This window comes from Polaromonas sp. P1_G2 (assembly GCF_056405515.1).
Genome location: NZ_JBFUBY010000020.1, coordinates 1 through 26,696, shown reverse-complemented (window position 1 = coordinate 26,696; position 26,696 = coordinate 1). Strand labels below are relative to the sequence as shown.

The window sequence follows — 26,696 nt, the reverse complement described above, 5'->3', positions numbered from 1 at the left end:
CCCTTACCTCGACAAGCTGCCGGTGCTGAGTTTGCAGAGCGAACAACTCTCGCGCTACAAGTTAAGGCGCTCGCAGCGCGACGAGCACTTCTGCACCTCGGAAGTGGCGGCTTTGTGCCTGGCGCTGGCTGGGGAGGTCCATGTGGCCGAGACGCTGGAGGCTTACCTTGATGTGTTCACCAACCACTACCTAAAGGCCAAGCAGCAGCAGCCGCTGGATCTGGAAGATGCGGCGCACCAGCGACTGCGCGGCCTGCGTTTGCCTGGCTAGCGCCCTGGTGCCGCATAGTTCACACTGTCACAAAAAACAACCCAATACCTGGCCATGAACCGACTCCCATATTTGCGCAAGCGGCCTTCGGCAGCGGATGAAAGCGAAGGCCTGGGCTGGCGGCTATTGGCCGCGCTGGTAGCCGTGCCGGTTTTTGAGGCTTCGCTGCTCCTTGGCATGTACTTGGTGTATCCGTCGCGCGGCATGGCCTATGTGTTCTTGTCGATTCCGCTGTGGGTGCATGGGGTGTATCTGGGGGCAGCCTCCCTCACAGGGTTGCTGTTTGGTTTCAAAGGCATCACCAGCCTGCTAGGCCATCTGTTCTTCACGCACCATGAAAACGAAAGAAACCGACTGGTGACGGCCTTGCTGTGGGGTGGGCTGCTAGGCCTGATTTTTGTGGCCTCGCACTTTGCCGCGTAGCAGCCACCGCCGCTGAGCCGGGAAGACGCAGCGCACCAGCGTTTGCGCGGCTTACGTTTGTAGACAAGTCTCGGGGCGCGGGCACTGGCAGCCAAGCGCTTGCCCGGCGCACAATGGTTGCCCTTCGAAAGGGTCATGCCCATGGTGAACGAAACCTCTCCTTCATTTCGAACGATCTGCTGGCAGCCCACGTGGAACCCTGCTTCGCCGGGCCTGGGGCTGGAGCATTTGCTGCTGGCGCAGGGCCAGGCCGACAGCGTGGTGCTGGCGGTCGATGAAGATGACGAGCCCTTCCGCCTGGCCTACAGGCTTTACTGGGACGAGGCCTGGCAGCTTCGCAGTGCTGACTTCTTTCTGGCCAAAGCCGGCATCAACCGGCTGCTGAGTCTGCGCACGGACGGCAAGGGCCATTGGCAGGATGGCGAGGGCCGGCCGCTGGCTGATCTGGACGGATGCCTGGACATCGACATCTGGCCCACGCCTTTTACCAACAGCTTTCCCATTCTTCGCGAGCCCCTGGCGGTGGGGGAGCGGCGCAGCTTTCGCATGGCCTGGGTGCTGGGGACGGAATTGACGGTGAAGCCACAGCCACAGGCCTACACGCGCGTGCGCGACAGGCTCTACCTTTTCGAGAACCTGGATGGGAGCGGCTTCAAGGCTGAGCTGCCGGTGGATAAAGACGGCATCGTGCTGGACTATCCGGAGCTGTTCCGGCGCGTGAAGGCCTGAAGTCCTGAAACAGGCGCTCGCGCTTGCACCCGGGCGCGCGAGCCGGCAGGCCCGCTTGTCCCCGCGCCTGAAATCATCCGCTTACTGGCAGCCGCCTTGATCCAATGAACAGGTGGAGCGGAGAATCGTGCCGGCGCCAAAGTCCAGCGGCGCCTTCATCTTCTGCAAGTCGGCCAGGGAGCGAAGCAGTGTATTGCCGGCCGGCAGTGACTTTTCTTCACGGCTGCCGCCATTGGCCAGGTCACCTTCTGCCGCGGCGATGACGCTGGTCAGCCGCGAAGCATCGGAGCCGGCAAGGCTTCCTGCAGCAGCTGCGGGTGCCACCGGCGGTGGCGGCGGCTGGACGATGGTGCCGGTGGTGGCGATGGTGACGCCTCCTGTCAGGGTGCCCAGGAAGCTGATGTTGCCGCCGCCGGTGCTGGTCACATTAACGCCGGGTGACACGGTCACGTTGTCGCCGTAGCTTTGCGCGCCGGTGGTTTTGACGTTGCCGCCCAGGCTGGTGGTACCGCCGGCGTTGGTGGTCAGCGAGGTCAGCGCGGTGCTTGCCCCGACAGTGCCGCCAAAGCTGGTGGCACCCGTCGTGTTCACCGTCAATGTCTGCGGGCCGTTGACGGTGCTGGCAAAGCCGATGGCGCCGCCGCCGGTACTGGCCAACACCGCGTTACCCGTCAGGGTGAGGGGGTCGCCGTAACTCTGGGCGCCGGTGGTGGTGACGTTGGCTCCGATGGAGGTGGTACCTGCCGCATTTGTCGCCAGGGACGCCACGTTGACGGCGCCGCCGAGGGTGGTGGCGCCGCTGCTGTTGATCGTCAAAGCCTGTGCGCCGCCCACCGTGCCGGTGAGGTTGACGCTGCCAGCGGCAAGCGTGGTGGCCGCACCCAGGGTGACAGGGCCGTTGTAGGTTTGCGCGCCGGTACTGGTGAGGGTGCCGGAGAGGGTTGTGCCCGCCCCGCCGTCGGTGATGGTGCCGGTGACACTGCCGCCGTTGCCGGCGATGGTGTTGGCCACGGCCGCCCCTTGCAGGTTGGCAACGCCGCTGTAGGCAATGCCTGCGTCGGCCGTGCCGCTGTTGGCGCCGGTGAGGCTGAACGCCGCACTGGTGAGGGTGGTGTTGGCGCCGTTGCCTATGAAGGCTTCAATGCCGCTGGTGCCTGCCGAGCCCGTGGCCACGCCGGTTTGCGTGTTGATGGCCACAAGCCCTGTTTTCGCGCTCAGGTCAACCGTGTCCACCGAGGCCGTTGCGCCGCCTGCAACCGTTCCGGCAACAGAGCCCGCATCGGCAAAGGTGAAGGTGTCGGCGCCTGTGCCGCCCGAGAGGTTGCTGATGGCGCTGAAGCCGGTGCTCGTATTGAGCGTACCCGTATCGGTGCCCGTGACGGCCCAGGCGTTGGTGCCGTCGGTGGTGGCCAGTGTGTTGGTGCCGCCGCCGCCTGCAATGGTGCCGTTGAAAGTGGGCACCGAGGCTGCAAGGGTGAAGGTGTCATTGGCCGAGCCGCCGGTCAAGGTGTTGATGCCGGTAAAGGTAAGCCCGTCGCCATTGCCGGCGTTTGCGCCCGTCAGGGTGTAGGACGCAGCGGTGTTGCGGCCGGTGAGCGTATTGGTGCCCGCGCCGCCGGAAACGGTTGCGCTGAAGGCGGGCGCACTGCTGAAGTCGAAGCTGTCGGCGTTGCTGCCACCGCTGATGGTGGTGCCTGCGGTGGACGCAATGGCGGCCGTGGTAGTAAACGCGCCGGCGGTTGAGCCACCAATGCCGAGTGCTACCGTGCCACCCGCCCCGTTGGCGCTGACGGCAGCGCCCAGGGTGATGTTTTTGCCTGCACTCATGGCCACGTTGCCGAGCGTTGCCGTTACCGTGCCGCCCGCGGCGGAAGTGATGTCGCCGTTTGCGCCCAGGGCGGTCAGCGAGACGCCGGTGGCGCCTTGCACGGCGTTGGCGCCGATGGCCAGGGTGCCGCCGCTGGTCTGAATGCCCACAGTGCCCGAAGTTGCGGTCACGGGGCCAGCCAGGGACAACCCGGAAGCGCTGTCGACCACTGTCACGGCAGATCCGGAAATCGGGCCGAGCGAAGCAATGGCATTGCCGGCGTTGCCGAGATTGAACTGCCCGGTCGCTGTGCCGCGCACCACCGCGGCCGTGAGCGCGCCGGTCTGCGTCAGGGCGCCACTCGTGGTGACGTCAAGCGTTCCATTCAAGGTGGTGGTGGGCAGCGACACGGCCGTGGGGCCGCCGGCAATGGTCAGGTTGTTGAGGTTGCTGATGGCGCCGCCAAAGCTGAGGGGCCCGGTGTTGGTGGTGGTCAAAGACTCGGTGCCGCCGGTGCCGGCCACGGTAGAGCCAAAGTTGATGGCGCCTGAGCCGGTGCTGACCGATGAGGTCCCCGCCAGGGTGGTGGTGCCGCCAACGATGAAGAGGCTGTTGGTGGTGGCGTAGCTGCCGTTCAGGGTGACGTTGTCGCCGTAGTTCTGTAGCCCGGTGGTCGTGACATTGCCCAGGCTTGTCGTGCCGCCGGCGTCCGTCACCAATGAGGCAATGTTGACCGCGCCATTGAAGGCCGTGGCCCCGGTGCTGTTGACGGTAAGGGTGTTGGCACCGCTAACGGCGCCGTTGACGGTGACATTGCTGCCGGCCAGGACGGCGTCGTTGGTCAGCGTGACCGCGCCGTATGTCTGTGCGCCGGTGGTGAAGACGCCACCGCCCAGGCTGGCGGTGCCCGTGCCCGCCACGGACGTCGCGCCGATGGCGGCCGTGGTGACCAGTGCACCGTTGTTCACGACGACAGCAGTGCCACCGCCCAGGTTCTGCGATGCCGCGCCGGTGTTCAGCGTGGCGCCGCCGGCAATCGTGATGGCGGCTCCGGCGCCTGTGAGCCGGTTGGCCGTGTTGCCCAGCGTCAGCGTGCCGGAATTGACGTTGACGGTTGTCACGGCGGCGGTGCCGTTCAAGGTGGACGCCAGCGTGCTGTTCAGCGTGCCGGTGCCAAGGGCGGAGCCCAGGGCCACGGTGCCGCCGTTCATGTTGTAGGTAGTGGCCTGCAGCGTACCGGTTCCCGTCAACGTGCCGTTGATGCCCGCGGTGAGGACGGTGTCGCTGAAGCCGTTCAGGTCCATCGTGCCGCCGGTGGCAATCGTCACGCCGGCCGTGTTGGCGAGGACATTAGCCGCGCCGAGGCGCAGTGTGCCGGTGTTGTTGATGGCGATGGCCGAGGACGCGTTGGTGCCGGTGACCTGGAGTGTGCCGGCATTCACGGTGGTGCTGCCGGTATACGAGCTGTTGCCGGACAGGTTCAGCGTGCCCGTGCCGGTTTTGGTCAGCCCACCGGTTCCCGAAGCAACACCGGAGAAGATGGTGGAGGTGTTGTCGCCACCAGTGGTGAGGGTATTCGTACCCAGGGTCACCGCGCCGGCGCCGGCCAATGAGCCCACCGTCTCGGCGCCCGTCAGTGCCAGCGTCGCGCCTGCGGCAACCGTCGTCGCGGCATTGTTAGCCAGGGCATTCCCGGCCACGCTCAGCGTGCCCGCGCTGACCGTTGTGGTGCCGGTGTAGCTGTTGTTACCCGAGAGTGTCGTGGTGCCCGCGCCCGTCTTGGTCACGTTGCCGCTGCCGCTGACGGCGCCGGACATGACCAGCGTGTCGCCGCCCGCGGTAGTCGCCAGTGTGGCGTCGCCGATCAGGTTGACCGCGCCGGTCATGGTGCCGGTCGTGCCGCGGATGGTGCCGCCGTTGACGCTGACGCTGTTGGCCATGTTCGTGCCGCCAATGAGCACCAGCGTGTTGGATCCGACATCGATCGCGCCAGTGCCCGCGCCGGTGTGATTCCAGACAGTGAAGACGCTGCCGGCACCGATGGTGGTACCGCCGCTGTAGGTGTTGGCGTTGGCGACCATGACGTTGCCGGCCGTCGTCACCTGGTTGGCCCCGCTGATCCTGCCGTAGACGTCCAGGCCGGTGCCGGCGCCGGACAGTGTGGCGTTGCCGGTCAAGGCCACGTTGCCGTTGATCCGACCCGTCCCCGAGGTGTTGCCCAAGGTGCTGCCGCCCGCTGCGGAAATGTTGTTGCTCACCACCGCACCATCGTTCACGAGCAGCGATCCGGTCATGGTGATCGCGCCGCTGCCGACGCCGGCGGCTGGGCCGCTGATGACCAGGCTGCCGGCGTTGACGTTGACGGCACCGCTGTTGGTGTTGTTGGCTGTGAGCGTGAGAGCGCCCGTTCCAACCTTGTTCAAGGCGCCTGCGCCTGAGACGATGCCTGACAGCGTCGTCGAGGTGTTGTCGCCGCCCGCGGTCAGCGCACCGCCGAGAACGACGTTACCCGCACCCGCGATCGAGCCCACCGTCTCGCTGCCCGCGAGGYTCAGCGTCGCGCCTGCAGCCACTGTGGTGGCCGCCGTGTCCGACAGCGACGAGCCGTTCACGCTGAGCGTGCCGGCGCTGACCGCCGTCGCGCCCGTGAAGGTGTTGGCACCCGAGAGGGTCATGGTGCCTGCGCCGAGTTTGGTGAGGCCGCCCGTGCCGGAGGCAATGCCGGAGTAAGTGGTGGAGGTGTTGTCGCCACCGGTGGTGAGGGTGTTCGCGCCCAGGGTTACCGTGCCGGCGCCGGCCAATGAGCCCACCGTCTCGGCGCCCGCCAGTGTCAGCGTCGCGCCCGCGGCAACCGTCGTCGCGGCATTGTCAGCCAGGGCATTCCCGGCCACGCTCAGCGTGCCCGCGCTGACCGTTGTGGTGCCGGTGTAGGTGTTGCTACCCGTGAGTGCCGTGGCGCCCGCACCCGTCTTGGTCACATTGCCGCTGCCGCTGATAACGCCGGACATGACCAGCGAGTTGCCGCCCGCGGTGGTGGCCAGCGTCGCGTCGCCGATCAGGTTGACCGCGCCGGTCATGATGCCGTTCGTGGCGCGAATCGTGCCGCCGTTGACGCTGGCGCTATTGGCCACCGTCACGCCTTCCACGCTCAGGGTGTTCGCGCCGACTGCGATAGCACCCGTGCCGGCGGCCGTGGCGTTGCCCAGCGTGAGCTGGCCGTTGCTGATGGTGGTGCCGCCGCTGTAATTGGATGCACCAGCCAGGGTTTGATTGCCCGTGCCCTGCTTGATCAAGCTACCGGGGCCAGAGATGGCGCCCGAGAACGTGGTCGAGCTGTTGTCGCCGCCGGTGGTGAGGGTGCTTGCGGCCAAGGTCACCGTGCCGCCAGCGCCGGCCAGCGAGCCAATGACTTCACTGTTATTCAGTTGTAGCGTTCCGGCGTTCACGACGACAGCGCCCGCGTTATTGATGGCGTTACCGCCATTCAACTGAAGCGTGCCGCTGTTGATGGTGGTCGCACCGGTGTAGGTGTTGGCACCCGAGAGCGTCACGTTCCCGGCGTCGACCTTGGTAACGGTGCCTGTACCCGTCGTAATAGCCGACCCAATCTGGATATTGGCGTTGCCACCTAGAGTCAGCGCGGTGTTGGTTCCCGTGATGCCGCCGTTAATGCTCAACGTGCTGGAATCCGAATTGATGCTGCTCGCTCCCGCCAAGGTGATCGCGCCCGTCAAGGTGTTGGCGCCGGCGACGTTGCGGATAGCGCCTGTGTTGCTGATGCCGGTGCCGGTGGCTGTGATGGCCTCGCCTACCGTGATGCCGCCCTGCAGCTGCAGCGCGGCGCCGGAAGCAATGGTGGTGGCGCCGCCCGTGGTGCCAAGAGCGGTGGCGTGCTGGATGTTCAAGACACCGGCGTTGATGTTGGTAGCACCCGTGTAGGTGTTGGCGCCCGACAGCGCGACAGTACCGGAGGTGTTTTTAGTCAATGCGCCGGCACCCGCAAGGATCGCACTGACCGTGCCAGATTCAACCGTGTAGCTGCTACCGGTGAGCGTACCGCCAACGCCGGTGATAGCGCCGCTGGTGAGCGTGACATTGGCAACCTGGTCGCTGAAACCGTCGATGGCAAACGTGCCGCCATTGACGGCAATGGTGGCTGTGTTCGCCAGCACATCGCTGGCGCCGAGAGCCAGCGTGCTTCCCGTATTGACTGTGTAGGCGGTCGAGGCTTGCGTGTTGCTGGCCCGCAGCGTGCCGCCGTTGACGTTGGTCGCGCCGGTGTAGGTATTGGTTCCGGCGAGGGTCACCGTTCCGGCCCCTGTCTTGGTGAGACTTCCTACGCCAGCCGCGACACCATTGACCGTCAGGGCGTCGCCAGCCAGCGCGGCATCAACCGTGCCTGCGCCGGCGAGGGTCAGGGTCAGGTTGCCGTTCAGGGCCGCGCTTGCGCCGGTGCCCCGGACCGTGCCGTTACCCACGCTCACATTGTTGGCAACCGCGACGTTGGCGATGTTCAGGGTGTTCCCGCCGACCGCGATGGCACCCGTGCCGGCGGCCGTGGCATTGCTTAGCGTGAGCTGGCCGTTGCTGATGGTGGTGCCGCCGTTGTAGCTTGAAGCGCTCGTGAGGGTGAAGGTGCCGCCACCTTGCTTGATCACACCGCCGCCACCCGTGATGATGCCGGAGTGGGTGGTCGACGTGTTGTTGCCACCCGTCGTCAGGGTGTTTGCATTCAACACGACGACGCTGGAGAGCGAGCCCGCGAGTGAGCCGATTGTTTCGCTGTTCACCAGATTGAGCACACCAGGGCCGTTCAGAACCACGCTGCCGGCGTCATGAATCGCAAGGCCCCCCGCCACGCTCAGGACGCCGGCGTTGACGTTGGTCACGCCGGTATAGGTATTGGCACCGGAAAAGATAAGCGTGCTCGAGCCCAACTTGGTGACCCCACCCGTCCCCGTGCCGATCACCCCGCTGACCGTGGTGGTGACGCCAGTGTCGTTGAAGGTGAGGTTGTTGGTGCCGGTGATGTTGCCGGCTAGCGTGAGCGATCCGAGGGATGCGTTGGTGATGGTGGAGGCGCCACTCAGGTTGATCGCCCCGGTCAATGTTGCCGTGTCCACTCCCGCGATGCGGATTGCGCCCTGGCCCGTGTAGCCCGTGCCGGTGATGTCAAGCGCTTCCGCGCTGGTCATGTTCCCCAGACTCAGGGTTGCGCCGGAACTGACAGTCGTGCCGGCCGCGGCGCTTCCCAATGCGTTGTTGTTGTTCGCTGCAAGCGTGCCGTTGGAAACCAGCGTCGCGCCGGTATAGGTGTTGGCGCCGGACAGCGTCACGGTGCCGGTGCTCGTCTTGGTCAGGCCGCCCGTACCGGCAAGGATGGCGCTGATGCTGCCGCTTTCAACGGCAAAGCTGGTGCCGGTCAGCACGCCGCCGGCACCGGTGATGTTGCCGTTCGTGACGGTGACGGTGCCGACGGTGTCGCTGAACGCGCCCATCGCGAAGTTGCTGTTCGCGTCGATGACGACGTTGGTCGTATTCCCGATGACGTTGGAGGAGGCCAATGTGACGGTCTTGCTCGAACCCGTGTTGATGTTCAGGTTCGCTGCAGTGAGGTTTGCTCCGGCGGCCAGGCTGGTGTTGGCGAAGAGGTTGATGTCGTTCAAAGCCGTCACGGGGGCTGCCACCACATTGACAGCGGAGGCGGAGTCGGTCGAAATCGAGACGTAGTTGCCGCTCAATGCAGCATTGACCGTCACCTTGCCTGCAGCGTTGGGTGAGCCGCTGGCGATCTTGCCGGCCTCAAGCGAAATAATGCCGGTACCGGTGGAAATCGCCGCGTTGACGTTGACGTTATTGCCCGCCTGGGCAACAAAGTTCTGGTTGGTCAGGGTAACGGCGGTGTTGACGGTAATGTCATTCGTTGCCTGCAAGAGAATGGCGGCATTCAGCCCCGCCAGGTTTGAGGCCTTGATGTTTGTGGTGGCGCCGGGATTGTCTGTAAATGCTATGGTCGCGGGGGTGGCGGCGCCACCGTTGCCAACGACGATGTCCAGGGGGTCAAGCAAGAGCGTGCCCAAGTCCCCGGCCGACGCGCTCAGATCAGCACCGCCCGTGAACTCCAGCGTCTGTTTACCCGACACTTCGGCAAACCCGCCATTGCCGCTCACCGCCCCGCCCGTGGCCTTGATGTTGCCCGCATAACGCGTGGTGCCGTCGGCCCACACGATAACCTTGCCGCCGTCGCCGGTGGTTTTGGCGCTGGCGTCGATACTGGCATCGCCACTCACGAAGGTGACTTTGGCATTGCGCTCCGTCCCCTTGCCCTGGAAGTTGCCGCCCACCAGCACCGTGCCGCCGCCCGCGTCACCGCTGGCGTCGATTCTTGTTCCGTCCATCAGCCCCACGCGCTCGCCCAGCACCTTGACGGTGCCGCCGGTTTCGCCCGCCTGTGCGCCCCTGGCCTCCAGCGTGCCGCTGACCTTGACGATGCCGGAAGCTCCGCCGTCCAGCACGATGGTGCCGTTCTGGTTGGAGATGGAATTGGCGCGGATCACGCCGCTCTGGTTGATCACGGTGGAGAAGGTGTCGCCCAAGGACGAAACCAGCACCGCGGCCTTGCCGCCGTCCACCATGATGGTTCCCGTGTTCGAGGCCACCGCATCGACCGCTGCCGCGTCAACCGAAAATTTCACCAGGCCGCCGCCCGTGGGATCGACGCTGACGCGCGAGCCGGCCAGCAGCCCCACGGAGCCGCCGGGCGCCGAGATGGTGCCGTGGTTGGCAACGTTGGGAGCCGCCAGCACCACGTAGCCGCCCTGGATATTTCCGTAGTTCACGACGCTGCCGGCGGTGCCGCCGGACYGGTTGAACTGGTATTTGCCGGCCATGAAATCGGCGTTGCTCAGGTTCAGGCTGGACGCTACAAGGCCGCCCACATTCACTTGCGCGCCCGGTGCAAACACCACGCCCGCGGGGTTGAGCAGGAAGACCTGGCCGTTGGAAGTCAGGCTGCCGTAGATGGAAGAAACGTCACCGCCCCACACCCGGTTCAAGGCCACCGAAGCCGCGTTGGGCTGGATGAACTGGACCGACTGCCCCTGGCCGATGCTGAAGGCCTGCCACCCCAGCACGGCCTTGGACGTCGTCTGGTTGATCRCCATGGAGGACGCGGTAGGGGTGCTGACCGTGGCCGCTCCGGCCTCGAGCACGGCGCCCTGCGGCAGTGCCCTGGCCAGCGAAGGCAGGGTCACTGAGAGCACGGCCACCAGCAAATGCGAAAGCCAGGGCCCCGTGCGGATGCGGTAGGTTGCCCTGAGCTTTCGCGAAAGACGGACGACCACCGTACGAACGGAAAAACGGTAACGGCGAACGCGCGGGGCTTGGCAGGGGGTCATGGGTATCTCCAACGTAAGGAGTGCACTGGCTAAAAGAAAAGAAGAGAGAAAGAGAGGCTGGGGCTGGCTGCGGCTAGCTGCGGTTGGCTATGGCCTGTGCGGCTAGAACCACTTCTGGAGGGACAGCCAGAGCCGCGGTTTTTTGTCGGGCTCCATCGTGGGCACCGCGCTGCCGGTGCGCCAGGCAAGGTGGCTGCTGACCAGGTAGTCGCCCACCGTGCCCGCGGACAGGCCGATACCGGCGGAGCTGAGCGTCTGGGTAGCCGGCGTAGCGAAAGGAGAACCTGCACGGTTGAACCTGACCTTGCCCCAGTCGTAGAACACGGAGCCGAAGAGCGGGATTTTTGTGCCCAGGTCGGGCAGCTGGTGGCGGTATTCGACAGTGACGATTGCGCCGTTGTCCCCGAGTGCCTCGCCGATGGGGTAGCCGCGCACGCCGGTGGGGCCGCCCAGCGAGAACTTTTCCGCGGAGGTCAGGTTTTTGGAAGCGTACTGCCCTTGCACCGCGACATTGACACGCCCGGCTGCCGACACAAACATGGTGCGTTGCAGCTCAACGTTGACCTTGCTGAAGGACCCCGCCGTACGCAGGCCGAAGACGCTCTGGTCAAGCGCCTGGGTGGCCGCATCCATGCGTAGCGATCCGCGGGTAAGGCTCACCGCGTAGCTGCTGAATGCGTCGGAACCCATGTGGTCGATGAAATTGCCCACGACACCCAGCCGCAGGTTATGGATCCGCCTGTCGTTAGCGGTGGCGGGCGTGGTGGTCCGGTCGGCAAGGGTCTTGCGCTCGGCGGAAAGTTCGGCGTAGAGGTTGGCTGTGCGCGAGCGGATGATGGGCTGCGTGACCGAGAAGGCCAGCACGTCCACCTGGCCGCTGGCGCCGAGGGCGGCGAACTCCTTGCCCAATGTGTATTCAGCACGGGCCGCATTGACGCCCAGCCTGGTGGCGTAGCCGCCGACGGTGGTGCTGTAGCCGAGACGGTAGAGCTCCGAGCCGGAACGCTCGGAGACCTGCGCGCGCGCCGACAGCACGTCGCCGCGGCCGGTGAGGTTGTTGACGCTGGCATCGACATAAGTGCGTATGCGCCCGGCGCTGCGTGCGCCCATGTTGTCCAGCCCGACCACGGCGGCGAACTTCGGGCCCGCGGGCTTGACGCTGACGACGATGTCGGCCTCGCCCTCGGCGGCGCCCGGCTCAACCGTGGCGGTGGCTTCAATGCCGGCAAGGTCGCGCAGCAGCAGAACGGGTTTTTCGAGCTGGTCGACGGTGATCAGGCTGCCCGGTACCAGCTGTGTCTGCACGATTTGCGTGGCCAGTGCTTCCGAAACGCCGGAACCTTCCATGACGACCCGCGCCTTGCCCAGGCGGGCTTCCAGCACCTGGATCAGCACCGTGCCGCCGGACTCTGAAAATTTTTGCGCCGGCAGGTAGGCTTCCGTCAGCAGGTAGCCATGCTCACGGTAGTAGCGCCGAACCGCGGCTGCCGCTTCGAACAGGCCTTCCATGCCGGTCTGCTTGCCGACAAACGGGGCGACTATGCCGGCCAGCTGTGCCTCGTTAAAAACGGTGTTGCCCTGAAAGCGGAAGGCTGCGGGGGTGAGCTGCACGCTCCTGTCGAATCCCGTGGCGGCCGGCGCTTGAGGCACGGCTACCGGAGCAGTGCCCCCGGTGGCGGGAACGGTGGGAATCTGCCGGTTGGGTTCCAGCAGGGTCCCGGCGTCGGGGCGAAGCTGTTGTGCGACTGCAGGCAGGACGTAGAGGGAAGAGACCAGAACAAGCAGTGTTCTGTGGCGGGTTTTGGGGCTGCGCAACAACATTTTCTCTTTCGTACGGAGTGCCGTGGGATCAGAAGAAAGCACTAATCAAGGGCTTCCGATGAGGGTTAAACCCTATCTAAACGTACTATATGTTTCAAAATGTATTTCAGCAATCCCATGATCGTGGGACATACCGTTTCTGCACAACTGTGGCGGGCCGCACTGATTTCCCTCTGAAACGACGTCCTCCGGCTCCAGGAAAACCTGGAAATTGCCCTCGCGCCAAGCCTTACTTCGGCCCTCATTATTTGTATCAATTTGTATCTTCAATCCAACGCCCCGGTGTAATACATTCCATGGCTTCGCCTACCGGACTGACTGCCCATGCGCCCGCTCTCCCTTTCCCCCTCCCAGCCGTTTTGCACCACGCTTGCCGCCGTCGCCCTCGGCTTGCTGCCGCTGGCCGCCGCGCATGCCCTGACCCCGGCTGAACAGCCCTATGTGGGTGAATACAGCCAGAACTCGGTCGATTCGCGTGCGCAGCTGGTGCTGTTGGACGACAACACCTTTTGTTTTGGCTTCAGGGGCGGCTCGATGAACATGCTGGCCGGTGGGCGCTGGCAGGCCGAGGGAAACGGTGTGCGCCTGCAAGAGGTACGGCTGAACGGCGCGGTCTTCCCCGTCTTCCCAATCCCTGGCCGGCCGGTGGCAGGCCAGAAAGAGGGCGTGGAGTTTGACTTTCATGGCCATTCGCTGTCTCGCGCGGTGTCGGTCGCGTTTGCCACGGGCAGCGACGAGGCCTTGCCCACCAGCTTGCGCCGGCTCTTCAAGGACGGCCATAAGGGCTGGTCTTCAAGCTACAAGCTGCCGCCGATGCCGGCGGCGCAGGTGCGCTACTTTTACATCGGCGACGCGGAGGTGGATGCCAACGGAGAGCCCAGGCGGCTGCGCGTGGTGCAGTACCGGCGCGGTGATGCGAACACGCTGCGCGTGGGCTACGACCCCGCCTTTGGCAGCCCGCCGCTGAACATGTCGGCCACGCTGAAAGACGATGTGCTGTTTATGGACGGCAGCCGCTTTGGCGAGCGCAAGGAGGTGCCGGAAAAAGCCCTGGAAAAAATACGCTCAGCCTGTAAACGCCCGCTGCAGGCCGAAGCCAGGCGCCCCGCGGAAGGGGGCGGCGAAGAAGCAAGCGCGGCGGCCGGAAGCTCGACGTCGGTGAAACCGCCGCCGCTGGTGCCGCTGAAAACCTTTTACCTGCCGCTGGCGGCGATACAGGACACGCCTTACTTTCTGGACGGGGACAAGTAGACGGGCAACCCTGCCCTACTTGAAGCGCTCCACCCCAAAGTCCGTCACAACCCGGCTTGCTGGATCATGCCGGCAACAAAGTCGATGAACGCTCTTACCTTGGCCGGCACGTGGTTCCGGCTGGGGTAGTAGACGTAAAGGGGGAAGGTCTCGCCAGGCCAGTCCGCCAGGACCGGCTCCAGTGTGCCCGCACGCAGGTGCGTGTCGATCCCGAGGTCGATGACCTGGGCGATCCCGTAGCCCGCAAGGCAGGCCCCAATTTTGGTTCCGGCATCCGTGACGGTCAGGTTCCCGGTCACGGCCACTTTGACCTTCTCATTGCCGCGCCAGAACTCCCAGTCGAAGGGCCTGCCGGTAGCCGGGTCGATGGCCTGGATGCATTCATGGCCGTCATTGACCAGGTCCTTCGGCGACTTCGGCCGGCCGCGTTGGTCCAGGTAGGACGGCGCGGCGACAGTCAGGACGCGCGGACTGTAGAGCCTGCGGCAGACCAGGCTTGAAACGGATGGCGGCCCAAACCGTATCGCGAGATCAAAACCGTCGCTCACCAGGTCCGAGAGATCGTTCCGGGTCTCCAGCTTCAATTGAAGAGCCGGGTGGTCCTTCAGGAACCGGGCCAGCTCGGGTGCCAGCACAAGGCGGGCGAACGCAGCATCGCAGGCCACACGGAGTGTTCCGTTGACGGCCGAGGTCTCGCCCGAGGCGCCGGCAGCCGCCTCTTCAATCCCCTGGAGCAAGGGCAGCACCTTTGACAACAAGGCATGCCCTGCGTCGGTCACTTCAACGTGCCGGCTGGTGCGCTGCAAAAGCTTCGCGCTCAGGCGGTCCTCCAATCGCTGGACAGCGCGGCTCACCGCGGGCTGGGTTTTGCCGAGGCGGGATGCGGCACGGCCAAAGCTTTTTGATTCGGCTACGGCAGCAAGGGCAAGCAAGCCACTCACCAATCCTCCATCGAGGTCTTCCATGATCTATGTGTTCCTGTAATGGCAGCGATAAGCGATTCGCAGTAGCCGGCGACGAGGGAATTCTTCACTATACGGGTCTTTCAATGATGGAAGAAAGCCAGCAATGACCATGACCCAGACCCACGCCGTAGTCGCTTTGATCGAGGACTATTTCAACTTGGCTTATGAGCCGAAGAGCCGCGACTTCAACAAGGTCTTTCACCCGAGCTGTCTTGTCCAGTGGCTTCATGAAGGCCAGCTGAAAACCCTGTCGTCGCCGGACTATGCGGCGCTCATCCACGGGAGGCCGAGTCCCCAATCCACCGGCGCGCCCAAGGATGAGGCGATCCTCTCCATGGAGAACATCTCGGACAGCCTTTCAACGGCAACGGTGAGGGTGCGGATTGGAAAGACACTGTTCAATGATCACTTCGTCATGCACAAGGTGGAGGGCCGCTGGCTGATAAGCACCAAAGCGTCCTTCATCGCGCGTACGTTCGACTGAAGCGCGGAGCTGCGGATGCGCAAGGCCAGGGAAGACACCGCGATGGATGGCACACCGTCGTCGAGTGGAAAGGCAGGCTTTGCCGGAAATGCCGGCAGGCTCCAGCGGACCGGGGCGGGACAGAACTTCGTCAGGTTCACCCTGGGAGAGACGACGGTCATCGCCCTGCGGGACGGCTACGTGGACATGCCCACCACGCGCCTTCGCAAGCCCGACGGGCAGCCGTTCCAGGGAGATCTGCCGCCATCGATCCCGCTGGTGGACGGGAAGCTTCGGCTGTCCGTGAATGCCTTCCTGATCATCGACGGCGAAAACCACATCCTGGTCGACACCGGTGCGGCGGACTCCTGGGAGCCGACGATGGGCGGGCTGCTCCAGTCCATGCAAGAGGCGGGCGTTGATCCCCGCCTGGTGGACACCGTGGCGATTACCCATACACATGAGGACCACGTGAACGGGCTGGTGGCGGCTGACGGCTCGAACGCCTTCCCCAAGCTCAAGCGGCTGTTGATCCCCTCGCAGGCGATACCCCTTTTCGACGGGATAGACCGGCTTGCGCGGTTTCGGAACCTGCGCGTCGCCATCGGCGATGGGTTCAGGATCGGGCGGTCGGTGACGGCGGTGAGCGCGTTGGGCCACGAGCTCGGGCACACAGCCTATGAGGTGAAAAGCGGCGGCAGCACTTTGCTGGTTTGGGGAGATACCGTCCACGTCCCTGCGGCGCAGTTCGACCGGCCCGAGCTGGCCTGGGAGTTTGATGCCGACCAGGACAAGGCGCGCGCATCCAGGTTGCGCCTCTTGCAGCGTTCGGCCAATCCCGGCCACTTCATCGCCGGCGCCCACCTGGAGTTCCCAGGCATCGGATACGTCACAAGGCAAGCCGGCGGGTATCGGTTCACGCCCGTCTGATGAACTGGTGCCTGCGGGCCGGTTCCCGGTTCTGTTGTCACGAACCTGGCTGAGCACTGTTGCGCGCGGCCACCTTCATCGCTTGCGCCCGCGCCCCGCGCCGGGCTTGCCGGTCCACGCCCCCAGGAAAAACATCGAAAAAAGCGGCAGCGCGGCCGTGGCGGACGGGTCGTGTCTGGGCGAGCGGGGGCTTGCTTCGGCGCGGGCAAGGGCTGCGGGCTTCGCGGCTGGGAACGGTGCGGCGTAAGGACGGGCTTGGCGTTTAGTCATCTTGGTGTGTGCGGTTTTGAAAACGGGAAGCAGAGGCGCCGATGGTGGGCGCTTGCTGTCGCCGCGATGTCGCGATGCGTGCTTCCACACCGCATCCCGGCCGCGACATCTCCGCGACAGCGGCGCGGCACAGTGCGTCCAGCCTGGCGGTCCGCCGGCGCCTTTTTTCCAAAAACCGTCCAAGAGGAATTTCCTATGAAGCGCAAATCTGTTGTTGTTCCCGCCGGTGTGGTGTTGCTGYCGGCGCTCATGGGCGCCACGGGCGCGTACGCGCAGCCCAAGCCCGAGCCGGGAGCCTCACCCTGGGGCCTGGGCCTCGGTGTGGCGGCCAGGACCGACATCTACGCGGGGGAAAGCGCCAAGCTGCGCGCGGTGCCGCTGGTCAGTTACCAGGGCGAGAAGTTCTTCTGGCGCGGCATCAGCGGCGGTTACCACCTGCTCAGCCGCGACGGTTTCACATTTGACGCCACGCTGGGCGCCCGGCTGGCCGGCATCAAGAAAGACGATTTCGGCGTGGCCGAGCTTGCGGCCCGGGGCATCAACCGCAACCTGCTGGAAGACCGCGACAGCGGCCTGGACCTGGGGATTGCCGGGTCCTTCAAGGGGCAGATGGGCGTGGTGGAGCTGGCGCTGAAGGCCGATGTGTCGGGCGCGAGCAAAGGCTACGAGGCGTCCGCCAAATACGGTTATCCGCTGCAGTGGGGGTCGACCACGATCACGCCCAACATCGCGGTCAGCCATTACTCGGCCAAACTGGCCAACTATTACTACGGGACGCTGGACACGGAAGTCGCACGCGGTGTGGTGAACTACAAGCCGGGCAGCGCGGTGATCCCGCGTGTCGGTGTGGAGGTGATGCGGCCCTTCGCCGACAAGTGGATTCTGGCGGGCGGCCTGTCTTACAGCGCGCTGCCGAGCAAAATCCGCAACAGCCCCTTGGTGGACAGGGACGCAAATGGGGTAACTTCGGTTTTTGTCGGGGTCTCCCGGAAATTCTGACACCCGCCGCGCAGCGCACCACCGCGCGAAAGAACCAAGATGGACATGATTGAAGGCCCGCTAAGCATCCTGATCGTCGAGGACAACGCGCCCATGGCGGCGAACATCTACGACTACCTGGAAGCCTGCGGCCACAAGCCCGACGCCGCGCCCGACGGCAAATCCGGCCTGGGCATGGTGCAGGCGAACCACTACGACGCGATCGTGCTGGACTGGATGATGCCGCGCATGGACGGCCTGACCATGCTCACGCAGCTGCGGGATGAACTCAAGTCCAGGACGCCGGTGATCATGCTGACGGCCAAGGACCAGCTGGACAGCAAGCTGCAGGGTTTTGAAGCCGGGGCCGACGACTACCTCGTCAAACCCATCGCGCTGCCTGAACTGGAAATGCGGCTGCGCGTGCTGGTGACGCGCAGCCATGCGGCGCAGGCGCCGGGGCAGGTGCTGGAGGTCGGCGACCTGCGCTTCAACCTGCAGTCGCTGGTCGTGACCCGGGGAGACCGCGAGCTGTCGCTGTCACCCATCAAGCGGCAGATACTGGAGGTGCTGATGCGCCGCTCGCCGCACATCGTGAGCCGCGAACACCTGGAGTCTCAGATCTGGGGCGAGCGCACGCTGGACAAAGACATCCTGAGGTCGCACATGCACCTGCTGCGCAAAGAGGTCGATGGCGAGGGCGCGCCGAAAATCCTGCACACCGTGCTCGGGCAGGGCTACAGCTTGCGGGTGCAGGATGGCGAATAAACCGCGCATGTTCGACCTGCACTGGCGCATCAGCGCGCTGTTTGTCGCGTTCGGGGTGCTGCTGGCTTTGGGCGTCACTGTGTCGGTCGGCTTCGGCCAGGTGATGATCACCCACCCGGTGTGGGAGCAGATACTGCGCTCGACCACCCAGCACTACATCGCCGGCAGCACGGGCAACACGCCCGTGCCCTTGCCGACACAGGGCGCCTACAAGGGATGGCACCTCAAGAACGGCGCGGCCTTGCCCGCCGGCATGCCGCCCTACCTGGCCGCGCTGCCCGCCGGGTTCTACAGCGAAGAGGACCTGGACCGGTTTGACGAGTACGACTACGCGGCCCTGGTCACACCGGTCGCGGACGGCCGCGTGGTCACCGTCATCGACATGACCGACATCGAGCAGCTGCAGAACACGGTGGGCGTTGGGGGCTTGATCTTTGTGCTGGTCAACCTGGCGCTGGTCGGAGCCACGCTGCTCTGGCTTCACGGCAGCCTGCGCAAGCCGGCCAGGGCCCTGGCGCAGCGCATGGAAGCGCTGGACCCGGAGCAGCCCTCGCAGCGGCTGTCGGTCGACTACCCGCAGGCGGAGCTGCACGATATCGCGGTGCAGGCGAATCGCCACCTGGAAAGGGTGGAGCGTTTCATCGAGCGGGAACGCAGCCTGCTGGACCAGGCCAGCCACGAGTTCCGCACGCCGGTCGCGGTGATCAGCGGTGCGGTGGACGTGCTGGCGAAGCAGGGCCTTCCCGCGCAGGCCAAAGGGCCGCTGGAGCGGATTCGCGGCACGGTCGACAACCTGACCGAAACCATGGGCGCCCTGCTTTACCTGTCGCGCGAGCCGGACGGCCATGCGAGGACGGAAAGCACCCGGGTCGACCTGATCCTGCAGGAGCTGATGCAGGACCATGAGCACCTGCTGGCCTTCAAGCCCGCGCGCTTTGTGCTGGTGGAGTGCGTGAGCCTTTCCGTCAATGCGCCGGAAGCGATGCTCAGGATCGTCATTGCCAACCTTCTGAGGAACGCGGCCGAAAACACGCAGAAGGGGGAGGTTACGGTCAGCCTCACGCGGCAACGGCTGCGGGTAACCGACTCCGGCGAAGGCTTCGACGCGGTGGAGGCCGCGCGCAGCTACAGCGCGGCCTTGCAGACGTCGATGAAGCCTGGCGGCGGCCGGGGGCTGGGGCTGTTTTTGACGAAGCGGATCTGCGAGCGCTTCAAATGGTCACGGGCCATTTCGTCGGCGGTGAGCAAAGGCTCGGTGGTGGAGATCCGCTTCTAGCTTCAGGGATTCACCATGCTCAAATAAGACGCGGGGTAGCGTGGGCCGGCGGCGGCGTCGGGCGGGAAGGCCTTGTCGAGCTCGGCCAGCTCGGCGGGACTGAGCACCACATCCAGCGCGCCGATATTCTGGTCCAGGTAGGTACGGCGCTTGGTGCCGGGAATCGGGATGATGTCTTCGCCCTGGGCCAGCACCCAGGCCAGCGCCACTTGCGACGCGGTCACGCCTTTGGCCGCGGCCAGGTCCTTGACGGCATCCACCAGGGCCAGGTTGCGCTGGAAATTCTCTTCGGCAAAACGCGGCGAAGATGTGCGGCGGTAGTCGTCGGCGGGCAAGTCTTCGGGTTTGCTGAAAGCGCCGGTCAGGAAGCCGCGGCCCAGCGGCGAATAGGGGACAAGGGCCACGCCGTGCTCGCGGCAGGCGGCCAGGGCGCCGTTAGATTCCGGGTCGCGCGTCCACAGCGAATATTCACTCTGCAGCGCGGCGATGGGATGCACCTTGCAGGCGCGCGCAAGGGTGRCGGCCGAGGCTTCGGACAAGCCCAGGTAACGTACCTTGCCGGCTTTCACCAGCTCGGCCATGGCGCCGACGGTGTCTTCAATGGGCACGGTCTTGTCGACGCGGTGCTGGTAATAAAGATCGATCTGCTCAATCCCCAGGCGCTTGAGGCTGGCATCGCAACTGGCCTTGACGTACTCAGGCCGGCCGTTGACGCCGCGCACGCCTTCATTGTTCGGGTCGCGGGTGATGCCGAACTTGGTGGCGATGAACACGTCCTTGCGGTGGCCGGCGATGGCCTTGGCGATCAGCAGCTCGTTGGTGAAGGGGCCGTACATGTCGGCGGTGTCGAGGAAGTTGAGGCCCTGGTCCAGCGCATGGTGAAGGGTGGCGATGGATTCGGCATCGTCGCGGTTGGAATAGAACTCGCTCATGCCCATGCAGCCGAGGCCGATGGCGGAAACTTGGGGGCCGTTGCGGCCCAGGGTACGGGTTTTGATCATGGTGTTTTTTGTCCTTTTAAATGAGGGGGTGAAGTGGTTCCAGAAGAATTCACGCACGCTTGGGTTCGGTGCGCATCTCTTCATAGAGGCGGATTTTTTTGCGGATGTAGGCCAGGGTTTCGCGCTGGGCGCGTATCTCGGCTTCCAGGCGCTCGGCATGCGCTTCAAGCAGGGCCTGACGTTCGGCCACGCTGGCGGCGGCATTGCCCTGGCGCAGCAGCTGGGCGTAGCGCTGCATGTCACGCATGGACATGCCGGTGGCGCGCAGCCGCACCAGGAAATCCAGCCAGCGCATGTCGGCGTCGCTGTAGCGGCGCGCGCCGCTGCGCCGGCCTATGGGGGCGATCAGGCCGATTTGCTCGTAGTAGCGCAGGGTGTAGGCGCTGAGGCCGGAGGCTTCCGCGGCTTCGGCGATGCTCAAGGAAAGGGTGGGTGCGTCGGACATGTGAGGACTTTAAAACTTCGAGCGCACTCGAAGTCAAGCCCTCTTTGGAAACCCTTTTGTTGACCGGCCGATTGGGGCGGACCGGGCCCGCGCCTCGCCTTAGCGGGTGATCACCACCAGCACGCTGCAGGGCGCCTGCGCGATCAGGGACTTGGAGACCGAGCCGCGCCACCAGCGGGCGGCCCAGCCCTCAAGGTGCTTGTGGCCGACCACGATCAGGTCGGCGTCTGTCTGCTTGGCGTAGCGGGCGATTTCATCGACGGTTTCGCCGTACAGCACTTCGCCGCTGGCCTCGTGGCCGGTTTCGATGAGCCGGCGCAAGCCGTCGTTGAGGATGCCCCTGTAGCGTTCCCTTTCCTGGTCGGCGATGCCTTGTTCGTAGATCACGCCTTCGGCGGCGACCACCTGCCGCTGTAGCGGCGTGACGGCGATCAGCGTCAAGGCGGCCCCGCTCCACTGTGCGATCTCGCGGCAGTCCAGCAGGGCTTTCTGGCCGGATTCGGAACCGTCGTAAGCCAGCAAAATTCGCTTGTACATGGTGTATCTCCCGAATGAAGTGACTGGGCAATTCCAGAATAGGCCTGCCGTAAGGGACGGTCAAATGATCGCCCCTGCGCCAACGTGGTCGCCACCCTGGCGGCGAGGAAAGGCACAGGCGACAATCGGGGACTCCGACCGATTTCACAACGACTCCACGACAAAAGCAGCCCATGACCCAAGACCCCCAGCGCGAACAGGAACTCAAGAAGATGGAGCTGTGCGACTCCTGCGCGGGCATACAGCGCAACTGGCGCAAGGCGCCGGGCCACCCGGAGCTGGTGCAAGGCGACCCGCGCCATGAGACGCGGCGCCACGGCCTGGTCACCATCACGCGCTACAAATGCGACCGCTGCGGCACGGCCTGGGAATACGAGAACGACAAGACCAACCAGAAGGCCGGCTGGTCGGTGGTGGGGCGCTAGCCAGCGTTTGTTACGTTCGGGCGCGTGAACTTTACGCGCACTTCCATTGGATGGCGGCATTGGCTGACGCGGGAAACCAATCCCTCGATGCAGCATCGAAGCCATGATGAACCCACACCCTTTGATGCAACGACGGCGGCTGCTGGCCGCCTCCACCCGCCTGGCCCTGGGCGGCGCGGCCTGGCTGGCGCTGTCCGGCGCGCAGGCCCAGCCCAGCTATACCGTCACCACCGCCCAGTTGCAGGATGCGATTGCCAAACGCTTTCCGCTGCGCAAACGCGCCCAGGGCATCATGGACCTCACGGTGCAAGCGCCGCGGCTGCGCATGCTCCCCGAACAGAACCGGCTGGGCGCCGTGATGGCGGTGGAAGCCGGCGGCCAGGCGCTGCGGCGCGCCTACCCCGGCACCTTCGACCTGGACTTTGCGCTGCGTTATGAGGCCAGCGACATGACGATACGCGCGCACGAGCTGCGCGTGAATGCGCTGCAATTCGAGGGCCTGCCGCCCGAGGCCTCGATGCTGCTGGCCAGCTACGGGCCGCAGCTGGCGGAACAGGCGCTGCAGGGCGCGGTGCTGCACACCCTCACGTCACAAGACCTGGCGCTGCCCGACAGCATGGGCGTGCAGCCGGGCAGCATCACCGTGACGGCCCGGGGCCTGGTGATTGGGTTTGTGAATAAGCAGCAGCCTTGAGGCTGCGCTTTTCTCCTTCCCCCGCTGGGGGAAGGTTGGGATGGGGGCCGGCGGCGCTTGAAATTTCGCTGAGCGTCTATCGAAGGCTGCTGGCCCCTACCCCCGCCCTCCCCCAGTGGGGGAGGGAGCTAAATCGGGGGAGGCTTAAAACTCAAATCGCGGCGACACCCGGCTCAGCAGCTGGGTCCTCGGCTCAGTGGGCCAGACGGCCGCCACTTCCTGCGCAAGGGTGCCGACCAGCCGGCCCACATCTTCCGCAGCCGACACATGCAGGGCTTCGGCCACGATGAGCACGCTGCGCGTGCCGGCGCTCACGGCGGACAGGCCGCTTTGCCGGTGGGTCCAGCGGCGCGCATGAGCGTTGGCGGGTTCGGCGGCATCGGCGAAGACCACCTCGCCCGGTTCCGGATGCTCGATCTCTGCGCCGAAGCTCAGGTAGTTCTCACTGCCAGTGGCATGGCGCACCTCCAACTGTTGCGAGACTTTGTCGACGTCGAACACGGCAATCGGGATCGCGAAGGCGAGTGAGACGGCATTGCACAAATCCACCAGCGGGTGCAGCGGCGGCAGGGCGTTTTCCTTGCGGAAGCGACGCAGCAGCGATTCGGACGCGCAGCGGTATTGCGTGGGCTTGAGGCCCATTTTTGAAAACGTGCGGCGCCAGGCTTGCACTTCGGGGAACTCGCCTTCGCTACCCTGCGCCAGGCGGGACGCGGCGATGGCGTTGAAGCGGGCGACTTGCGGGCCCACGTCGGCACTGGCGTTGATGCCGTCGGCATAGAGCACGCCGGGCACGAGTTCGGGGTGCTCGGCCCAGAGGGCTTCTGAATGGCGAAAGAACATGCGCGGCGCTCCGGTGGTCGGGATGAAACACTGCGCAGTCTGCCCCTTGCGGCCGGCCCGCGTCTTGAACGTTATTGCAGCGCGCCCTTGGCGGTGTTGCGCGCCGTCGCTTGCTGCCAGGCGCCGGGCGTAAAACCGAACTGGCGCGTGAACAGCCGCGTCATGTGGCTCTGGTCGGCGAAACCACAGGATGCGGCCGCCTGCGCCAGGCCGGCGCCACCGCGTATCAGGCCGCGCGCGCGTTCGGCGCGCTGCTGCAGCAGCCAGGCGTGGGGCGTGAGGCCGAAGGCTTTTTCAAAATGCCGCAGCAGCTGGAATTTGCTGAGGCCGGCCGCGAGCGCCATCTCGCCCAGCGTGGGCGGCAYGAACAGGTCGGCGGCCAGGTGATCGCGCACCCGCCGTATCCGCACGGTGGCGGCGCTGGAAAATTTTGCGGAAGGCACGGCCGCCGGGGCGAAGGCGTGGCGGCCCGGCAGCAAGGCGAAGACCCGCGCGAGCGCCTCGTCGCAGGCAAGCGCGTGGGCTGATGCAACCGGGCCGCTCCCACCGCCGCCGTGCTGAAGCTGGTCCAGCACCTCATGCAAGGCCAGGCGAAGGCGCGGGTCCTGCGCGACGGGCTGGGTGAGTTCAAGCCCGGCCGCGCCGCCAGGCTCGCCCATCGCGGCGGCCATGGCGGTGGGCTCCAGGTAGAGCATGCGCCAGCGGCGCGAGGGACTGCCCAGCGGCTGGCCGTCGTGCACCTCGCCGGGGTTGCACATGATGATGTCGCCGGCATAGGCCTCGACCTGGCCGCGGCCGCTGGCGGATTTTTGCGCGCCGCGCTCCATCAGGCCGATGCCGAAGACGGCATGCGAATGGCGGCGGTAGTGGCGGGCGCTTTCAATGTGCGTGCCGTACACGCCTTCCCAGGGCGTGGCCAGGACGCGGCATTGGTGCGGGGGCGATGTGGGCATGGGGTGGATGATGCCAGCCCTCGGGCCGCTGCGCTATGCCGCGCAAGGCCCGCGACGTCAGGCCTGCCGCCCCACCAGCGCCTGCACATAGGCGCGCAGCGTGGTGCGGCCGCGCACGGGGGCATCGGCGGTATAGGGCCGGTCGCRCGTGAGGCGCGTCATCTCGGCATAACATGGAGTCGATCACGCCTTCCTTCTTCGCCGTCTGCAGCGACGCATCCCAGTTGCTCATGTAGTAGGCCGCGCGTATCACGCTGAAGGGAATGGGCTGGGCCTCGAGGGCTTTTTCCATGTCGTAAAGAATGCCCAGGTCGCCCGCGCGCTCGACGGGCTGCGCGCCGTAGGTCGACTCGGCCACGATCTTCTCAAGGCGCGTGCCTTGCAGCGCTTCGATGATGGACCTCACCGTGGCGCGCTCTTCGGCATCTGTGTCGACGGAGGGGGCGGCGGACGGGTTGAGCAGGAAGAGCCGCGTGCCCTGCTGGAATACCTTGCGCAGGGCCGGTACGTCATGGACGTCGGCCAGCGCGACCTTGGCCCGCTGGGGCACTTCGTGCTTGGCCTTGCCGGCCCTGCCGGACTTATCGGGGTCGTGTGTGACAAGGGTGACGGGCTCGCCCGCTTCGATCAGGCGTTTAACGAGTGCCGAGCCGACGTGCCCGGTTCCACCAAGAATGATGTGCATGGGAATCTCCTGTTTGAAAACTTCCATGCTCGCGGCGGGCGCGGCGGCTCGGTGACAGCCGGTGTAGCCCTGGGGAGTGGGAATGCGCTGACAAGCGCGTGGGCCCTTGATCGCCCCTGCACGCTCGCGCGGCTTTAGTGCCGCTGGAGCTGCTCGACAGCCCCATGCCAGTCTTCCACGTGGTAGCTCAGCACGATTTTGTTGTCCTCGACGGTGTGGATGTCGATGGCCATGATCTCGAAGCCGCGGCCCGTGAAGGGCGCCCCTATGAAGGGAGCGACGGGCGTGGCGGTGGCACGGCCGCGAACCACAAAACGATTGCCGACCTGCAAAATCTCTTCGACCTTCCAGCTCAGGTTGRGAAGGGCGCTGCCGACGCGCTGCAGCTGCGCCAGGAACTGGTCCCGCGTCTTCACCGGGCTCGCGTAGTCGCCGATGCTTCGCCAGTCGGGTGAGAGCACCCTGGCCATGCGTGCCGGAAGGTCGGGGCTGGTGGTGCCGCTCAGCACGTCGCTGTAGAGCGCCTGGACCACATCCTGGTCGGCGGCCTGGACCGCACCGGCGAGGCCGCTTGCCATGGCGAGGGCCGTGAGTGTTTTTTTCATGTGTTGATCTCCGTGTGGGTAAATGGATTGGCAAGCGCCTCAGTGCGAGGGCCGCACGATGACCTTGCCGCGGGCGTGGCCGCCCGCCACCTGCTCCAGCGCGGCGCGCGCGTCATCGAGCGGATGAATCGTGTCCAGCACGATCTGCAGCTGCTTGGCCTTGAAGCTTTCCAGGATGCGGGACAGGGCCGCGGCATCGTGGTTGAAGAACACAAAGGAGCCGTGCTGGCTGCCGCGAGGCTTGACGGCGAAGTCGACGGTGCTGACCACCGCGCCCTGGGGGGCGAGCACCTGCCATGAACGTTCGAGCGTGTCACCGCCCACCGTGTCGAGGACCAGGTCCACCCCGCGCAGCAGGCCGGCGAAGTCCTGGCGCTGGTAGTCGATCACCTCGTGGGCGCCGAGCTCCCCGGCCAGGCCCAGGTTGCGCGCCGAGGCGGTGGCGATGACATGCGCCCCGGCCTGCCGGGCGAACTGCACGGCGAAGCTGCCGACACCGCCCGCGGCCGCATGGACCAGCACACGCTGCCCGGCTTGCAGCTTGCCGGCGCCGAACAGGGCCAGCCAGGCCGTGCCCGCGGCCGTCGGCAATGCGGCGGCCTGCTCGAAACTCATGTCGGCCGGCACGAGGCTCAGGGCTTCCGCGGGGACGACGGCCGCCTGCGAAAACGCACCGCCGGCGGTGGGCTCCAGGCGGCCCACCACGCGGTCGCCGGGTTTAAAACCGGCCACGCCGGGGCCGACCTGCCGGACCACACCGGCCAGGTCGGTGCCCAGCGCGTAGGGCAGGCTCACCGGAAACACCTGCTGCATATACCCGGCCAGCATCTTGAGGTCCAGCGGGTTCACGCTCGCGGCTTCGATGCGCAGCAAGACCTGGCCCGGGCCCGGTTCGGCCGCCGGGACGTCGTCCAGCACGGCCAGGCTGGGGTTTCCGAATTCGAGGATACGAAGTGTCTTCATGGCTTGGTTCCCGATGGCTCAGTTGTTGTTGAGCGCGGGGAAAGCGCCGAGCTGCAGGAACAGGCCGAACCAGTCCTCCAGGTGCCAGGTCCGCTTGATACGGTCGCCCTCGAATTCGTGGAACTCATGGATGCGGAAGCTGACCTTTTTGCCGGTGGCCGCAATGCCGAAGAGCGGCCCGCGGTGGGTGCCGGTG

General features: G+C 65.6%; 23 protein-coding genes. 11 read left to right on the top strand and 12 right to left on the bottom strand.

All coding sequences use genetic code 11. The features are described from left to right. From AC1D0P_RS04015 to AC1D0P_RS04005, 3 genes are all read left to right on the top strand, one after another. Positions 1-271 (top strand): DTW domain-containing protein (locus AC1D0P_RS04015; protein ID WP_477675513.1); only part of this gene is annotated, 271 nt, incomplete at its 5' end. 72 nt (positions 272-343) lie between these two features. Then, positions 344-694: a hypothetical protein gene (locus AC1D0P_RS04010; RefSeq protein ID WP_477675512.1), complete on the top strand. Its 351-nt coding sequence runs from the start codon at positions 344-346 to the stop codon at positions 692-694. A gap of 135 nt (positions 695-829) precedes the next feature. Beyond that, positions 830-1,423 carry a putative glycolipid-binding domain-containing protein gene (locus tag AC1D0P_RS04005; protein ID WP_477675511.1) on the top strand — a complete coding sequence of 198 codons (594 nt, stop codon included), beginning with the start codon at positions 830-832 and terminating at the stop codon, positions 1,421-1,423. A gap of 81 nt (positions 1,424-1,504) precedes the next feature. Here AC1D0P_RS04005 and AC1D0P_RS04000 read toward each other — a convergent pair whose 3' ends face one another. Next, entirely contained in the window at positions 1,505-10,627 is a 9,123-nt protein-coding gene (locus AC1D0P_RS04000) for an autotransporter-associated beta strand repeat-containing protein (RefSeq protein WP_477675510.1), read from the bottom strand. Positions 10,628-10,729: 102 nt separating this feature from the next. After that, a complete protein-coding gene (locus AC1D0P_RS03995; protein ID WP_477675509.1) occupies positions 10,730-12,448 on the bottom strand; it encodes a ShlB/FhaC/HecB family hemolysin secretion/activation protein in 1,719 nt (572 codons plus the stop codon). 324 nt (positions 12,449-12,772) lie between these two features. Between AC1D0P_RS03995 and AC1D0P_RS03990 the strand changes: the two genes are divergently transcribed. Continuing rightward, positions 12,773-13,699: a hypothetical protein gene (locus tag AC1D0P_RS03990; RefSeq protein ID WP_477675508.1), complete on the top strand. Its 927-nt coding sequence runs from the start codon at positions 12,773-12,775 to the stop codon at positions 13,697-13,699. Positions 13,700-13,743: 44 nt separating this feature from the next. Here AC1D0P_RS03990 and AC1D0P_RS03985 read toward each other — a convergent pair whose 3' ends face one another. Next, the gene (locus AC1D0P_RS03985) at positions 13,744-14,664 is read right to left on the bottom strand and encodes a LysR family transcriptional regulator (RefSeq protein ID WP_477675507.1); all 921 of its coding nucleotides are present in this window, start codon (positions 14,662-14,664) and stop codon (positions 13,744-13,746) included. Between the two features lie 109 nt (positions 14,665-14,773). On the opposite strand from AC1D0P_RS03985, the gene AC1D0P_RS03980 reads away from it, so the two are divergent. The 5 genes from AC1D0P_RS03980 (at position 14,774) to AC1D0P_RS03960 (ending at position 19,349) form a co-directional block, all read left to right on the top strand. Next, positions 14,774-15,148: a nuclear transport factor 2 family protein gene (locus AC1D0P_RS03980; protein ID WP_477675506.1), complete on the top strand. Its 375-nt coding sequence runs from the start codon at positions 14,774-14,776 to the stop codon at positions 15,146-15,148. A 15-nt stretch (positions 15,149-15,163) separates the two neighbouring features. Continuing rightward, positions 15,164-16,057 carry an MBL fold metallo-hydrolase gene (locus tag AC1D0P_RS03975; RefSeq protein WP_477675505.1) on the top strand — a complete coding sequence of 298 codons (894 nt, stop codon included), beginning with the start codon at positions 15,164-15,166 and terminating at the stop codon, positions 16,055-16,057. Between the two features lie 465 nt (positions 16,058-16,522). Further along, the gene (locus AC1D0P_RS03970; RefSeq protein WP_477675504.1) at positions 16,523-17,326 is read left to right on the top strand and encodes a MipA/OmpV family protein; all 804 of its coding nucleotides are present in this window, start codon (positions 16,523-16,525) and stop codon (positions 17,324-17,326) included. Between the two features lie 39 nt (positions 17,327-17,365). Further along, positions 17,366-18,073, top strand: coding sequence for a response regulator transcription factor (locus tag AC1D0P_RS03965; protein ID WP_477675503.1), 708 nt, complete (start codon positions 17,366-17,368; stop codon positions 18,071-18,073). Between the two features lie 7 nt (positions 18,074-18,080). After that, on the top strand, positions 18,081-19,349 hold the full coding sequence (locus tag AC1D0P_RS03960; RefSeq protein WP_477675502.1) for a sensor histidine kinase: 1,269 nt from the start codon (positions 18,081-18,083) through the stop codon (positions 19,347-19,349). 2 nt (positions 19,350-19,351) lie between these two features. Here AC1D0P_RS03960 and AC1D0P_RS03955 read toward each other — a convergent pair whose 3' ends face one another. From AC1D0P_RS03955 to AC1D0P_RS03945, 3 genes are all read right to left on the bottom strand, one after another. After that, positions 19,352-20,350, bottom strand: a complete 999-nt coding sequence (locus tag AC1D0P_RS03955; protein ID WP_477675501.1) for an aldo/keto reductase — start codon at positions 20,348-20,350, stop codon at positions 19,352-19,354. 49 nt (positions 20,351-20,399) lie between these two features. After that, a complete protein-coding gene (locus AC1D0P_RS03950; protein ID WP_477675500.1) occupies positions 20,400-20,795 on the bottom strand; it encodes a MerR family transcriptional regulator in 396 nt (131 codons plus the stop codon). A 99-nt stretch (positions 20,796-20,894) separates the two neighbouring features. After that, positions 20,895-21,332, bottom strand: a complete 438-nt coding sequence (locus AC1D0P_RS03945) for a universal stress protein (RefSeq protein WP_436155459.1) — start codon at positions 21,330-21,332, stop codon at positions 20,895-20,897. Between the two features lie 173 nt (positions 21,333-21,505). Here AC1D0P_RS03945 and AC1D0P_RS03940 point away from each other — a divergent pair, with 173 nt between their 5' ends. Beyond that, on the top strand, positions 21,506-21,757 hold the full coding sequence (locus AC1D0P_RS03940) for a hypothetical protein (RefSeq protein ID WP_436155460.1): 252 nt from the start codon (positions 21,506-21,508) through the stop codon (positions 21,755-21,757). 103 nt (positions 21,758-21,860) lie between these two features. Continuing rightward, positions 21,861-22,451: a DUF1439 domain-containing protein gene (locus AC1D0P_RS03935; protein WP_477675499.1), complete on the top strand. Its 591-nt coding sequence runs from the start codon at positions 21,861-21,863 to the stop codon at positions 22,449-22,451. 144 nt (positions 22,452-22,595) lie between these two features. Here AC1D0P_RS03935 and AC1D0P_RS03930 read toward each other — a convergent pair whose 3' ends face one another. The 6 genes from AC1D0P_RS03930 to AC1D0P_RS03905 form a co-directional block, all read right to left on the bottom strand. Beyond that, complete coding sequence (locus tag AC1D0P_RS03930; RefSeq protein WP_477675498.1) at positions 22,596-23,294, bottom strand: B3/B4 domain-containing protein; 699 nt, start codon at positions 23,292-23,294, stop codon at positions 22,596-22,598. Between the two features lie 71 nt (positions 23,295-23,365). Then, a complete protein-coding gene (locus AC1D0P_RS03925; protein WP_477675497.1) occupies positions 23,366-24,247 on the bottom strand; it encodes an AraC family transcriptional regulator in 882 nt (293 codons plus the stop codon). Continuing rightward, the gene (locus tag AC1D0P_RS03920; protein WP_477675496.1) at positions 24,174-24,932 is read right to left on the bottom strand and encodes an SDR family oxidoreductase; all 759 of its coding nucleotides are present in this window, start codon (positions 24,930-24,932) and stop codon (positions 24,174-24,176) included. Before AC1D0P_RS03920 ends, AC1D0P_RS03925 begins: the two co-directional genes overlap by 74 nt. 134 nt (positions 24,933-25,066) lie before the next feature. Next, a complete protein-coding gene (locus AC1D0P_RS03915; RefSeq protein WP_477675495.1) occupies positions 25,067-25,537 on the bottom strand; it encodes an ester cyclase in 471 nt (156 codons plus the stop codon). Positions 25,538-25,576: 39 nt separating this feature from the next. After that, on the bottom strand, positions 25,577-26,500 hold the full coding sequence (locus AC1D0P_RS03910) for an NADP-dependent oxidoreductase (RefSeq protein WP_477675494.1): 924 nt from the start codon (positions 26,498-26,500) through the stop codon (positions 25,577-25,579). Positions 26,501-26,518: 18 nt separating this feature from the next. Beyond that, a partial coding sequence (locus AC1D0P_RS03905; RefSeq protein ID WP_477675514.1) for an ester cyclase occupies positions 26,519-26,696 on the bottom strand: 178 nt, incomplete at its 5' end.

Bases quoted from the DNA above. Each gene is read 5' to 3' on its own strand.
- AC1D0P_RS04005 (WP_477675511.1), top strand. From the start codon at position 830: ATGCCCATGGTGAACGAAACCTCTCCTTCATTTCGAACGATCTGCTGG.
- AC1D0P_RS03985 (WP_477675507.1), bottom strand. From the start codon at position 14,664: ATGGAAGACCTCGATGGAGGATTGGTGAGTGGCTTGCTTGCCCTTGCT.
- AC1D0P_RS03940 (WP_436155460.1), top strand. From the start codon at position 21,506: ATGACCCAAGACCCCCAGCGCGAACAGGAACTCAAGAAGATGGAGCTG.
- AC1D0P_RS03995 (WP_477675509.1), bottom strand. From the start codon at position 12,448: ATGTTGTTGCGCAGCCCCAAAACCCGCCACAGAACACTGCTTGTTCTG.
- AC1D0P_RS03960 (WP_477675502.1), top strand. From the start codon at position 18,081: ATGTTCGACCTGCACTGGCGCATCAGCGCGCTGTTTGTCGCGTTCGGG.
- AC1D0P_RS03975 (WP_477675505.1), top strand. From the start codon at position 15,164: ATGCGCAAGGCCAGGGAAGACACCGCGATGGATGGCACACCGTCGTCG.
- AC1D0P_RS03990 (WP_477675508.1), top strand. From the start codon at position 12,773: ATGCGCCCGCTCTCCCTTTCCCCCTCCCAGCCGTTTTGCACCACGCTT.
- AC1D0P_RS03910 (WP_477675494.1), bottom strand. From the start codon at position 26,500: ATGAAGACACTTCGTATCCTCGAATTCGGAAACCCCAGCCTGGCCGTG.
- AC1D0P_RS03965 (WP_477675503.1), top strand. From the start codon at position 17,366: ATGGACATGATTGAAGGCCCGCTAAGCATCCTGATCGTCGAGGACAAC.
- AC1D0P_RS03930 (WP_477675498.1), bottom strand. From the start codon at position 23,294: ATGTTCTTTCGCCATTCAGAAGCCCTCTGGGCCGAGCACCCCGAACTC.
- AC1D0P_RS03980 (WP_477675506.1), top strand. From the start codon at position 14,774: ATGACCCAGACCCACGCCGTAGTCGCTTTGATCGAGGACTATTTCAAC.
- AC1D0P_RS03945 (WP_436155459.1), bottom strand. From the start codon at position 21,332: ATGTACAAGCGAATTTTGCTGGCTTACGACGGTTCCGAATCCGGCCAG.
- AC1D0P_RS03935 (WP_477675499.1), top strand. From the start codon at position 21,861: ATGATGAACCCACACCCTTTGATGCAACGACGGCGGCTGCTGGCCGCC.
- AC1D0P_RS03950 (WP_477675500.1), bottom strand. From the start codon at position 20,795: ATGTCCGACGCACCCACCCTTTCCTTGAGCATCGCCGAAGCCGCGGAA.